General features: G+C 63.9%; 8 protein-coding genes. 1 reads left to right on the top strand and 7 read right to left on the bottom strand.

Annotation, left to right across the window (positions count from 1 at the left end; translation table 11 throughout):
* Positions 1-12: 12 nt before the first annotated feature.
* A complete protein-coding gene (gene cls, locus J7E36_RS05485) occupies positions 13-1,452 on the top strand; it encodes a cardiolipin synthase (RefSeq protein WP_215000638.1) in 1,440 nt (479 codons plus the stop codon).
* Here the strand turns inward: cls and cfaB are convergent.
* The 7 genes from cfaB to J7E36_RS05450 form a co-directional block, all read right to left on the bottom strand.
* Positions 1,449-2,636 carry a C17 cyclopropane fatty acid synthase CfaB gene (cfaB, locus tag J7E36_RS05480; protein WP_215000636.1) on the bottom strand — a complete coding sequence of 396 codons (1,188 nt, stop codon included), beginning with the start codon at positions 2,634-2,636 and terminating at the stop codon, positions 1,449-1,451. The genes cls and cfaB overlap by 4 nt on opposite strands.
* A gap of 185 nt (positions 2,637-2,821) precedes the next feature.
* Positions 2,822-4,729, bottom strand: coding sequence for a cation-translocating P-type ATPase (locus tag J7E36_RS05475; protein ID WP_215000634.1), 1,908 nt, complete (start codon positions 4,727-4,729; stop codon positions 2,822-2,824).
* Positions 4,726-5,778: a protease modulator HflK gene (hflK, locus tag J7E36_RS05470; protein WP_215000632.1), complete on the bottom strand. Its 1,053-nt coding sequence runs from the start codon at positions 5,776-5,778 to the stop codon at positions 4,726-4,728. Before hflK (J7E36_RS05470) ends, J7E36_RS05475 begins: the two co-directional genes overlap by 4 nt.
* Positions 5,775-6,815, bottom strand: a complete 1,041-nt coding sequence (gene hflC, locus J7E36_RS05465; RefSeq protein ID WP_215000630.1) for a protease modulator HflC — start codon at positions 6,813-6,815, stop codon at positions 5,775-5,777. The genes hflK (J7E36_RS05470) and hflC overlap by 4 nt, the downstream gene beginning before the upstream one ends.
* Positions 6,812-8,773, bottom strand: a complete 1,962-nt coding sequence (gene hflK / locus J7E36_RS05460; RefSeq protein WP_215000627.1) for a protease modulator HflK — start codon at positions 8,771-8,773, stop codon at positions 6,812-6,814. Before hflK (J7E36_RS05460) ends, hflC begins: the two co-directional genes overlap by 4 nt.
* A 302-nt stretch (positions 8,774-9,075) precedes the next feature.
* Complete coding sequence (locus tag J7E36_RS05455; RefSeq protein WP_215000625.1) at positions 9,076-11,226, bottom strand: hypothetical protein; 2,151 nt, start codon at positions 11,224-11,226, stop codon at positions 9,076-9,078.
* Complete coding sequence (locus tag J7E36_RS05450) at positions 11,213-12,406, bottom strand: DUF3142 domain-containing protein (RefSeq protein ID WP_215000624.1); 1,194 nt, start codon at positions 12,404-12,406, stop codon at positions 11,213-11,215. The genes J7E36_RS05455 and J7E36_RS05450 overlap by 14 nt, the downstream gene beginning before the upstream one ends.
* Positions 12,407-12,457 lie beyond the last annotated feature (51 nt).

Below are 12,457 nucleotides of genomic sequence, written 5' to 3'. Positions count from 1 at the left end.
AAGGCTGCCCCCATGGATTTTTTCGGCCCGCATATTTTCGGTTACCTGATCGCGCTGCTGCACACCCTCGGCTCCATCGCCGCTGTCCATGCGGTGCTGACGGTGCGAACCGCCCAAGGCTCGATCGCCTGGGCCCTGTCGCTGGTGTTCATCCCTTACCTGACATTGATTCCCTATCTGGTTTTTGGGCGCAGCACCTTCGATGGCTACATCAAGGCGCGTCGCCAAGCCAATGAGGAGATGCGCAAGGCGATCTCCGAGCTGAACTGGCGGCCGTGGGTCGAAGAAGCCCTCGCTGCCCGCGCTTCACAGGCCTATGCCTCGTTGCGGGCCATGCCCAAACTAGGCCGCGCGCCGTGCCTGGCAAATAACCAAGTGCGTTTGCTCGTTAATGGCCATGCCACGTTCGAGGCGATTTTCCACGCCATCGATAGCGCGCGCGAGGCCGTGCTGATTCAGTTTTTCATCATCCATGACGATCGCCTCGGCCAACGCTTGCACGCGCTGCTCTTGAAGAAGGCCGCCGAAGGCGTGGCGGTGTATTTGCTCTACGACCGCATTGGCAGCCACTCCCTGCCCCACCAATATGTCCAGGCGTTGCGCGACGGTGGAGTCCACGTAAAAGCGTTCGCCACCCGCAGTGGCTGGCTCAACCGTTTCCAGGTCAACTTTCGCAACCATCGCAAGATTGTGGCGGTGGACGGCGTGCTCGGGTTCGTCGGCGGGCACAACGTCGGCGACGAGTACATGGGCGAAATGCCGCCGCTGGCGCCATGGCGCGACACCCATGTCGAAGTCCGCGGCCCGGTGGTGGCGAGCATGCAAGAGTCGTTTGCCGAGGACTGGTTCTGGGCCGCCCGCTCATTGCCGCCGCTGATCCTGCCCGACACTTACCCGGACGGCGGCGTGCTTTGCCAACTGCTTGCCAGCGGTCCGGCCGACGCCTATGAAACCTGTTCGCTGTTTTTCGTCGAGGCCATCCACGCGGCCAGCGAGCGAGTATGGATCACCACGCCCTACTTCATTCCTGACGAAGCGGTGTTCGCGGCGTTACGCCTGGCCGTGTTGCGTGGAGTGGACGTGCGCATCCTGCTGCCGTCACGGCCGGATCACAAGGTGGTCTACGCCGCGTCCAGCCTGTACGCGTTCGAAGCGGTGCGCGCCGGGGTAAGGGTGTTCCGTTACGAACCGGGCTTCCTTCATCAGAAAGTGGTGTTGATCGACCGGGAGATCAGCGCCATTGGCAGTGCGAACCTGGACAACCGTTCGTTCCGGCTGAATTTCGAAGTGATGCTGCTGACCGTCGACATTCCGTTCGCCACCGAGGTCGAGCAGATGCTTGAACAAGACTTCGCCCAAGCCCAGGAAATCGACAAACAGGAAAGCCGGGAGACTCACCGCGTTCAGAAGGTCGGCATGCGGATCGCCCGGCTTATTTCCCCGATCCTTTAAGGGGTATAGAGATCGTCACGGGTCCAAGGCAAATCGTGGCCACCGTCGGCGTGGGCTTTTACCGCCAGGATCTGGTGCAGGTTGATCCAGCCCTTGGCGAATGCGTAGGCGCAGCCGGCCAGGTACAGGCGCCAGATCCGCAATGCCTGCTCCGGTACTTCCTTCGCCGCCGTCGCCAGGTTGTCCTCCAGCCGCTCGCTCCAGTGATCGAGGGTGCGTGCGTAGTGCAGGCGCAGGCTTTCGACGTCGACGATTTCCAGCCCCGCTTCACTGATATGCGCGGCGATCATCGACAAGTGCGGCAGCTCACCGTTGGGAAATACGTACTTCTCGATGAACTCACCGGCACCGCGACCCACCGGACGACCGTCGGTGTGCTTGGCGGTGATACCGTGGTTCATCACCAGCCCGCCCTCGCGCACCGCGCCAAACAGGGTCTTGCAGTATTGCTCGAGATTGGCGTGGCCGACGTGCTCGAACATGCCCACGCTGACCACTTTATCGAAGCGTCCGTCCTGAGGCAGATCCCGGTAGTCCAGCAACCGCAGTTCCACCTGACCCTCCAAGCCCTCCGCCCTGACCCGCTCCCGGGCCAGGTCCAACTGCGCCTGGCTCAAGGTAATGCCGAAGACCCTGGCGCCAAATTCCCGCGCTGCGTAACGCGCCAAGCCACCCCATCCACAGCCTACATCCAGCAGGTAGTCGCCTGGTTGCAGGCGCAGCTTGCGGCATAAATGGCGGAATTTGGCTTGCTGGGCCTGTTCGAGGGTTTCACTGCCCGTCTCGAAATAGGCGCAGGAATAGGCCATGTCGCTGTCGAGCCACAGCTGATAGAACGCGTTGGAAAGGTCGTAGTGATAGGAAATTGCCTTGGCGTCGGTCTCCTTGTCGTGGGCCAAACGCACCGGCTGGTCACCGGAGTCTTCCTCCACCAGCGCCTGGCTCCATTCATCGCAGACGCGAATGACCTCGTGAATCGAACCCTCGAGTTCTAGTTTGCCTTCGACGAACGCCGCTCCCAGCGCGTCCAGGCTGGGATGGGTTAACTGCCCGACCATTTGTGGGTCCTTGACCACGATCGTCACGCTGGGATCGGCGCCCAGCGTGAATTCATGGCCGTCCCAGAGCCGCAGCCGAAGCGGCAGATGAAGATTCTGTAGGGCTGGTGGAAGCTGCGCGAGCATAAGATATCCCCCCTGATTTCAGAACATCTGAACTGAGGGTAGACCATGGTAGAAAAATAGCCGGCTATCGAATTTATAGCCTTTCTCTATCGCTGCCCCAAACTCAATTCCTGAGACGGGTACTGCCGGCGGTGGTGCGCCCTCTTCAATAGCAGACTGCCAGGGCGCCTCACAGTTCGCTAAAGTCAGTCTTCCTGAATTTTCAGCAACGGCTCCTGGAACCGCAGTAAGCGCCCGGCGTTGCCTAACACCAGCAAGGTGCTGAGGTTGTGCAACAACGCAGCGACCATCGCTCCCGCCGCGCCAAGCCACCCAAACGCGGCAAAGGCAACGATTGCCAGCGTCCAGCCCAGGCCGATGATCACATTGACCTGCAGCGTGCGCCGGCATTGGCGACCGAGCCGTACGCAGGTGCCAAGGCGGCGCAGATCACTGCCGATCAACACGATGTCCGACGATGCCAGGGCGATGTCCGCGCCACCCGCCCCCATCGCCACCCCCACTACGCCGGCCTTGAGCGCCAGGGAATCGTTGATGCCGTCCCCCACCACCATGGGGCGGAAGCCATGGTCGATTTCGGCCATGACGCGGTTGAGCTTATCTTCCGGCAGGGCCTGGGCTTGTACGTCGCGGATGCCGACATCCTGCGCCAAGGTGTTGGCCACGCTTTGCCGGTCGCCCGTCAGCAATAGCTGACGACCCAGCCCAAGCTCGCGCAACTCAGCCATGGCCGCTCGTGCTTCCGGCTTGACGCTATCGGCCAGCAGCAGCCAGGCGAGAAACTGTCCATCCAACGCCAATCCGGCGATCGGGCCATCGTGGTCAGGAATCACTGACGTCACAATACCCAACTGCGCGAACAGCTCCGGCCGGCCAAGCGCCGCTTCGCCGTGCCCAGTCATCGCGACCACACCGAGCCCCTGGCGCTCATGGATCTCCGTCAGCGGCAGGCAGTTTTCTGGTTCCACCAAACCGGCCAACGCGCGGCTGACCGGATGGCTGCTGGCTGAACCCAGGCTGGCAGCCAATGGCAGTACCCAGGTTACGTGGTCGTCATGGGCACTTTCGATGGATTGCAGACGCAGGGCGCCATAGGTCAGGGTACCGGTCTTGTCGACCACCAGCGACGTCAGGTCGGCCAGCTCTTCCAGGAAAGCCGAACTGCGAATCAGGATTCCATGACGCGCCGCCACGGCAATGCCGGCAATGGCGGTCGCGGGTGCCGACAGTACCAACGCGCAAGGGCACGCGGCCACCAGCACCGCCAGCATTGCCTGGGCGTCGTTGGTCACGAACCAGGTCACCGCCGCCAGCAACAACACCAGCACCAGGTAGCTGCCAGCGTAGCGTTCCAGCAAGCGGGTAATTGGTGGCTTCGAGCGCTCGGCGTTCTGCATCAGGGCGATGACCTTGCCCAGGGTTGACTCGTCGCCAGTGCGGGTCACTTCGAGGCGCAGCAGGCCATCCAGATTGATCGCGCCACCGAAGACTTCGGTACCGACCGTGGCCTCCAGTGGGACTGATTCGCCGGTGATGGGCGCGGTATCGAGGCTGGCCTGGCCGGACAGCACGCGGCCATCCGCCGGCACCCGATCACCGGCGCGTACTTCCACAATGTCACCGGGTCGCAACGTACCGTTGTCGACGTCAACAATCGAACCGTCGGCCAGCACTTTTCGGCCCTGGCTGCGGGTCAGTTGGCCCAGGGCATGGATCGCCTCCTGGGAGCCGATGACGCTGCGCTCTTCCAGTACATGACCGAAGATCATGATGATTGGCAGCAACGCCGCCGTCAGCAGATCGCCGGTGGCCCAGGCGCCAAGCATCGCCAGAGCGATCAGCTGGTCGGTGATCCCGTGCAGACTTGGATAGCGCAGGCTGTACCAGGCCGAACGCATCACCGGTACCGCCACCAGCAGCGAGGCAAAACCCAGTAGCAATTGGCTGACACCCATCTGCTCCGGCAGCCAACCGCGCCACACCAGGCCCAACGCCAGAAGGCCGAGCGCGAGCATCGCCAGGGTCAGCTGCCGCGCGGCGGTGCGTTGTTCGGCCGAAGACAACATCGGCTTGGCTGGGGTTTGGGCAGTCATTGTTCGGCTCCCTGGATGATCAGGCGGGAATCGTCTTTCGGATCGACCGTGGTCACTGAACCGGCCTGGCGAAGAATCGCAGGCATTCGCTCGCGATAGAGGCGCAGCAGCATCTGCGGATCGGTGCCCTGGGTTTTCGCCAGCCCCAATACCGTCGCCGTGTCGGCCGATGCCCTGGCGAGTCGTTCGCTGGCCTGGGCGTGTGCAACCAGTAGGGCGCGGTCAGCGTCCTGGCGCGCCGTCTGGGTGAGTTTTTCGGCTTCGGTGCGGGCGTTGGCCACCGCTTTGTCCGCCTGCTGGCTGGCGGTCAGCACCGCATTGAAGGCACTGACCGCCGGACCCGGCAGGCTCGATTGAACATCGACCCGTACCACTTCGATGCCCAGCCCCTGCCCTGTCGCTGCCAAGTCAGCCAGGCGCCGGTTGATACCTTGCACCAGATCCCCACGCAAGCGTTCGCGGCGCTCGGCGGCCTGACTGTCGCTGCCGATCAATTCGGGGCGCGCGACCAGAATCGTGTCCAGATCCCGCGCCGCCGTCAGCGCCAAGGCGCTACGGGTCGCCAGCCGATCCAGCGCCGGCAACACGTGTTCGCCCTGAAGTACGAAGGCGTACGGTTCGGTCACTTTGTAAAACACCCGCACGTCGAGTTGCACCACGCCTGCATCACCGGTCAATAAATAACCAGAGCCGGCCAGTGCATCGCTGACCGGCGTAGCGAAGCTGGCAACCCGGTCAGCTTGCAATGCTGCGTCCGAGCGCAGCAGATTCTCAACGCGCCGTTCGAGCACCCGATCCGCTGCCGGCAGCAGGATCACTTGTTCCACGGGACGTGGCCATGCCAACAGGAGGCCGGCATTCTGGATGCGATCCAAAGCGCCAAAGTGCAGCACCACGGCGCGGTTTTGCGGATCGATCTGCCGGACATTGGAGACAGCCCAGGCCAACGCTGCCAATACCGTGACTGCGTAAAGTCCAAGAAAAGCCAGGCGGCCCGCCTGAATCCACGGGCTGGATAACTCATTTGTTCCACGTGGAACCACACTCATGGTTGTGTTCCACCTTTGGGTTCCACAGCGGGCGGGCCGTCGACCAGGACGCGAAACGGTGCAGCGTCGGTGCGCAGGATCAGCTTGGTACTCGGGCTGACGAGGGTGCCCAACGTGTCCAGCGACCGCAGCAGGTTATAGAGCTGCGGCGAGCCGGCGTACGCTTTGCCATAAATCCGGGCGGCTTCTACCCGGGCTTGCGCCTCGATATCGGCGGCTTTCACCGTGGCATCGGCTTGCATGACCCGCGCATCGCGCTCGGCGGCAGAACGTATCTGCGCCGCTTCGCGCTTGCCGACGGCCGTGCGTTCGGTGGCAATGGTTTCGCGCTCGGCCCGCATGCGGTCCACCGTGGCGGTTAGCGTCACCGAGGGCAAGGTCAGGCGCTCGACGCCGACCTGCAACACGCGCACGCCATAGGTGGCGAGCAATTGCTGGTCGATCTGCTGGCGCAGTTGGGCTTCGAAATCGGCGATGTGCACCTGGCTCGCATCGGTGTTGACCAGGTTCGCCAGATCAAAACTGGCCGCAGTGGTTTCCAGTGCCGAGCCGACAAAAGTACGGATCTGCCGCGCCGCTTCGTCCGGCTGGTTCTGCACCGCCCGCATGAACCGCTGCACGTTGTCCGGGTCGCCCTGCACCTGCCACGCCACGTAGGCCTGGACGATGATCCGCAGGCCATCGCGCGTGCCGACATCCTGCAGACCGCTGGAGGTGGTGCGCAGTCGCAGGTCCACCGGGATCGCCGCCTCGAACGGTGCCGGCCAGCGCCAGCCCAGGCCAGGCTGCAGCAACACCCGCGCCGGGTTGCCGAAACGGGTGATCACCGTGGCTTCCCCCGAGCGCACCTGCACCAGGCTGGCGGCCGCTACGGCGAACGCAACCAGCAGCGCCGCCCAGCCCATCCGCCGCCAGGGAAATGGGCCGGCTTCCTGTGGATCGCCGTGATGGTGGTGATGATGCCCGTGGTGATGACCGGCATGGCCGTGATCGTGACCGGCATGGTTAGGGTGATCGTGTGAAGAGGACTGGCTCAATGGGCAGCTCCTGGCGAGACAGGGTTACGCGGCGACGCAGGGTCTGCCGGCAGCGTGAAGGTACGCAGGTCGATGGTCGGCGCGTTGCCGCTACCGCCCAGGCGATGATCGAGAATCAACAGCTTGGCATTGCCAAGGCCCTGGCTCAGTTGGCCCAGGTAGCGCTCCAGCACGAACGCGTGGCCGGCCGATGCATAGGCGTTGCGATCCGCGTTGAACCGCAGGTCGGCAGCCTGGGCGGTCGCATTGATCTCCCGTGCGCTGGCTTCGGCCTGGTCATGGGCGGTGCTGGCCTGCAGTTGCGCCTGGTTGGTTTGCTCCGCCGCCGCGCCGCGCTCCCGTGAAATCAGTGCCTGGGCACCGATCTGCGCCGCTTGGACGCCGTGGTAGGCATTGGCTGCACCGGCCGGCGGGTGAATCGCCTCCACCACCGTCGCGAGGATTTCCACGCCGCTGTCGAGCGATTGCAAATCCGCCTGTACCGCACGACCGATCTCATCGGCCAGGCTGACACGATCCGCACCCAGCAAACCGTCCAGCGTGCGCGTAGCAAACTCATGCACCAGGATGCGACTGGCGGTGCTGCGGATCAGCGTCGGCACATCGGCACTGTTGTAGGTCGCCGCCAACGCCGCGGCATCCGTCAGGCCAATGCGATAGACGAAGCGCACGTCCATGTTGACGATCTGGAAGCTTTGCTGGTCCGCACGACGGCTGGCAATGACCTGGGACTTGTCGTTTACATGGCTGGCGTCCCAGAGACGATTGGCAATGGCTGGCGCCGGCCCCTCCGCCGGCTCGGTTTCTACGGGTGCCCGGGTGTCGGCCCCGCTGGTCGCCAGTTCATGCACCACCCCATTCTCGACATTGAGCACCCTGCCCCACGGCCAAGGCAATCCAGCGTGCAGGCCCGGGCCGAACACTTCCACGGGTTTGCCGAAGCGCTCATAGATACCGCGCCCCTGCAACGGCACCTCGTGCACGCCGGTCAGCAACCAGCCCACCAAGGCGACCAACGCCAACACCGGCAGGAAGGCGCGGCGCATGTAACTGAATGCCCAGATCTGACGCAGGTCGATGCCGAAGCGGTTGTGCAATTCGTGCTGCAAGGCCAGCAACGGTTGCGGCGGCCAGCGCAGCAGATCGGCAATGACACTGCGGCCCAGCAGCGTCGGCTCCAAGGTATCCCGGCGCGGGCTGAACAGCGACAGCACGGCGCGCAGCAGCAGCTCCACCGCCACCCCTCCCGGCAACACGCCCATCAGCACAGCCAGACGCACCGGCCAGACAGAGGCTTCGCCTGCAAACAGCAGGCACAACGCGCCGAGCACCAGCACGATGATTGTCACCCGCGTCAGTTGCGCCAGCGGTTGCGCTTCCGGCCACTCGATCGCAGGTTGCTGGGCCAACTGGCGCTCGAACACCAAGAGCCCGAACGCCAACAACAACGACAGCACCGCCCCCACGCTGGCCGACGCTCCCAGGGCGGCAGCGGGCAACGACAGGTTCCACGCTTGCTCAAGGCTCAGCAAGATCACCGTTGCCCAACCGGCGAGCCATAACGTCGGCGCACCGATTTGCCTTAACAGGCCGATCCAGCGCGCACCGAGTCGTTCGAGCAGGCGCTCATACCATCCCACGCTATCAGCAGGCTGGCTTTGCGAGATGAGGAGGTCCGCGACCGGCAGCAATGCCTTGCTGCGCCATTGGGTGATCCACCAGGCTGATTGCAGACCCGCCACCAGCACCAGCAGGCCTGCTCCCTGGCTGACCAGCAAGGCCGGCCACAACGACAGCGGTGAAAACAGCCCGATGAAAAACCCCAGTACGAGTGCCAAACCCGCCGCGCCGCCCAGCGCGAAGGCCATTCGCCTCACCCGCTGCCCTTGAAACAACGCCTGCTGAAAGCGCGGCCATTCGGCGACTTGCGCCGCCTCGACATCAAGATCGACTTGCATACCACCCCAACGCTTGTGGCGAACAGAATCCGGGGCCGTGGACAGAGGCCACCGCCGCTCCGTTATATGGCGTTACCTTATAACGATAGCTGTGAAATTTCCGTTTGGAATTCTTCATGCCAGAAGCGGTGTTGCTTCTTGACTTGGGTCCTGACCGAAATCAGGGAGAGAACGGCTAGACAGGTCGGGGGGCACATGTGGGAGCGAGCCGGCTCGCGAGGCGAACACTGCGGTTTTACAGGCATACCGCGTTATCGTTCTTCGCGAGCAGGCTCGCTCCCACAGGGGGATTGGATTTCGGCTCAGGCTTCGGACTTGCGGGCGTTACGCCGGCGCCGGCTGATCCATCCCAATGCCACCGCGACCACCAGCACCACACCGCCGGCTTGCAGCCAAACCTTGTAAGGCCTCAGCGTTGCGCGAATCGGGTCCAGGGCCTGGGTGACGTAGCGCTTGTCCGCCTGACGGAAATCCGGCTCCTGACATTGATGACCGAAATCTCCGGCCCACGTCACGTAGGGGCCTTCCTTCACATACCGTTGGTACAACGCGCTCTGCTCTTCAAGGCTTGAGTTATAGCCGACCGCTTTGCACAGCACCGCCGCAAACGCCTGGCTGGTATGGGGCAGATGGTCGGCCGCCTGGCTTGCCAGCGCCGTGGCGACGAATCGATAGTGGTAGCGCACGTCCGGCTGCGCGGCGCTGGCCTGCTGGCGTTGTACTTCACCTTCGGCGACCAGGGGACCGACCTTCAATTCAACCGGCTCCAGGCTGTAAGTGCCGCCGAGGCTGGCGTAATCCGGCGCCATCTCATAACCGAGCAACTCCATACCCCACTTACGCGCCATCCAGGAGGCATTGAAATAGGCCTCGGCCTGCCGGGTTGGCCACCATTTGGATTCCGCGTCCTGAAGCAACTGCCCGTAGAACCTGGCCTTGTTCTGCAGGTCGGCGTTGTCAAAGTAGGCCGGTGCTTCGTCGTAGCGCCCTTCCCTGAGCAAACGGCGCCCCAGCAGGTTGCGCAGGCTCGCAGCCACCGGCAATGGTACGTAGTTGTCGCGATCCTGTTGGCTCAACGCCGGTGGCGCGGGGACTTGCGCATCGACGTACTGCTTGAGTTCGTCCACCGTCAGCACACGCTCAGCGACCGCGGCGGCGTCATACCAATAATTGCCTTGCCCGCGATAGAGCTGATCGAAGGCTTGCAGGTAGTCGCCTCGTTGCAAGGCGAGGATCGCGCTTTCACCCTCCACCCGGCACTTGGGCTGCACCGATTCGTAGTCCCAATCCGGCGTACGGCGGTTACCCCAGGATTCGTCCTTCGAAAACGCCTGGGCCGCTTTCGCATAGGCCGCCGCTGCGGCCACCTTGTCCCCGTCACGCAGCGCCAGTTTGGCCCGCACCCACCACGCCAACCCAGTGTCGGCGGCCTTATCCACAAAGGCTTTGGCGCTGGCGTAATCAGCGTGCTGGTAGCTCACCGCCGCCAGACGGTCGGCATCCTCCAGGTTGTCCTGGGCGTTGGCTTGCAGCAGCTTGAGCAGCCGCTTCTCACCCGAAGGTTCCTCACCGTCCCACCAGCCGACGCGGCTGAGCAGGTACGCAACCGCCAAGCGCTGCACCGCGCGGGTCTTGAGCAACTCAGCCAAGTGTTCATCCGGCTGGACGTACAAATCGCCCGCCAGTTGCAGCAACGAGCTGTAGCCGACCGGAGAACCTTGCAGGGACTGGCTCGCATAGAGTCCGATGGCACTGTCCCAGTCGTCAGCGGTGTAGGCCACCCGGGCTTCTTCGCCAAGGCTGGCGACACCCAGCTCCAGCGGATCGCTGAAACCGGCCGCGCTCATCTCCCGGGCCTGGCGGAACGCTGTCCGGGCCTGATTCTGCAAGGCCGCCGGTTCGCCGCTGCCGGCCTCGGCGCTCATGGCAAATAACGCGCGCCCCAGGGAATACGCCGCCCAGGTGCTGCGCAACGGGCGCTGGTCCGCCGGCAACGCCAGCAATTGCTGGAACGCTTCGGCGGCACGCTGATGTTCACCGGCATTGAAGGCCGCCGCACCAAGGGCGTACAAGCGCAGCTCGGCCGGCAGGTTTGCCGCCTCGGTGGCAATCTGTTCGGCATCGCTCAGGGCCCGCAGGCGCTCCACCACCGCCTGTTGCGGTGGGGTCAGGCCAATCCGCTCGGCCTGATTACGCTGCTCAATGTAAGCAGACTCGCCGTCGTAGCTATAGTCCGGGTTGCGCGTCGCCTCGGTAGCCGGCTTGAGCCCGGCAATCGCCTGGCCGAGGCGGCTGACCTCGAAACGAAAGCTGCCTTCGGGCAATTCGGCCAGTGACTGGGCGCGGTTATCCAGCAGGCGCATCGGGAAGTCCGGCCCGCACGCCAACGCGTGGCCCAGCGGCAAGCTGAGGCTCAGACACAGCAGGCGACGAGGCCACTTACGGGTAAACATTGGAAGCTCCTTGATCAATTTTTGTACAGCGTGCCCAGCCGATCGCGCGTTGGGTACCGGCGGCCAAGCGGCCTTCCTGAATGCGGGTGAAGGTAAGCAGTCCGGGAGTTTGTTGCAACGTGTAACCGGCCAAGGCATCGACGCCGTCACACCCACCGACGGCCAGCGTCAGGCGCTGGGGCCAGGGGCTGTCGAGATTGCCCGGGTTAACCAGATAAATGTCGTACACACCGCCCTTCTCCTCCAGGTGCACGGCCAGGCGGCTGTCCAGGCGATCACCGCGGGTAACCGCCCCGAGGGTGGTCAGGCTCCAGGCCCGACGGTCGCCCGCCAGCGGCAGGCGAAACCAGATCAGCCCGGCCAGGTGTTTTGGCGGCTCGGCGCGCAAGTCTGCCGCGAGGCCGGCCACTTGCTGCGGATCAGCCAGCAACTCGCGCCGCTCACCGCCGCGATCGATCGGCACCTCGCTTTCCACCACCGGCACGCCGCTTTCCTGGGTCAGCAGCGCCACGCCATAGGCCGGCAGCGCCAGGTAAAACGGGTGCGGGGTGACCACGCTCCAGCGTTCAGCCCAGCGCCGGGCCTGGTTCGGATCGAACAGTCCCTGGCGAGGATCGCTCACCGCGTGAACCTGCAGCACGCTGCTGTCCACCACTTCCAGCAAGCCTGGAAGTGCAGGACTGTCGAGCCAGGCTGGCAGCGCCGTGATACTCAAGCGCAAGCTGGCTGGCAAGCTGTGTCGCAATCGACCGAGGAATTCTCCATAGGCCGGCAACCGTGCGTTGCCGGCGTCGTGGTCGATCTCCACCCCCACCGGGGACAGGCCTTGGGCTTGCCAGTCACTGAGGAGCTGCTGGACCTGCGCAATGACATCGTCCTGATCCAGGGTTTTAAGCTGGCCGTCCAGCCGAATCACCGCGATCAACGGACGGCCGTCAGCCTTGAGCAGTGCCGGGTCGATGTGCGCACGGCTCCAACCCGCTCCGGGAAAGGCTTGCAGCGCCAGCACCCGCAGGCTGGAGAAATCGCCACGGCTTTGCTGCAACGCCGACGCGTGGGCCGGCGTCCATTGGCGTTGCCAGATGTAGAGTTGTTGGTCCAGAGGCTGGGCCGGGGGTTGTTCGCAGCCGCTCAAAAGCAGCGCGGCAAAGGCCAGCGACAGCCGGAAAATAACACGCATGAAGCCTCACCACCCCAAAGAAAAGGCCGATAGATTAACGCTACCGGCTCC

Source organism: Pseudomonas fluorescens (genome assembly GCF_018614775.1).
Taxonomy (GTDB): Bacteria; Pseudomonadota; Gammaproteobacteria; order Pseudomonadales; family Pseudomonadaceae; genus Aquipseudomonas; species Aquipseudomonas fluorescens_BY.
The sequence above is the reverse complement of the archived record's forward strand: the minus strand, read 5'-3'. Positions and strand labels throughout refer to the sequence as shown.

Bases quoted from the DNA above. Each gene is read 5' to 3' on its own strand.
- J7E36_RS05455 (WP_215000625.1), bottom strand. From the start codon at position 11,226: ATGTTTACCCGTAAGTGGCCTCGTCGCCTGCTGTGTCTGAGCCTCAGC.
- J7E36_RS05475 (WP_215000634.1), bottom strand. From the start codon at position 4,729: ATGACTGCCCAAACCCCAGCCAAGCCGATGTTGTCTTCGGCCGAACAA.
- cls (WP_215000638.1), top strand. From the start codon at position 13: ATGGATTTTTTCGGCCCGCATATTTTCGGTTACCTGATCGCGCTGCTG.
- hflK (WP_215000627.1), bottom strand. From the start codon at position 8,773: ATGCAAGTCGATCTTGATGTCGAGGCGGCGCAAGTCGCCGAATGGCCG.
- J7E36_RS05450 (WP_215000624.1), bottom strand. From the start codon at position 12,406: ATGCGTGTTATTTTCCGGCTGTCGCTGGCCTTTGCCGCGCTGCTTTTG.
- hflK (WP_215000632.1), bottom strand. From the start codon at position 5,778: ATGAGTGTGGTTCCACGTGGAACAAATGAGTTATCCAGCCCGTGGATT.
- cfaB (WP_215000636.1), bottom strand. From the start codon at position 2,636: ATGCTCGCGCAGCTTCCACCAGCCCTACAGAATCTTCATCTGCCGCTT.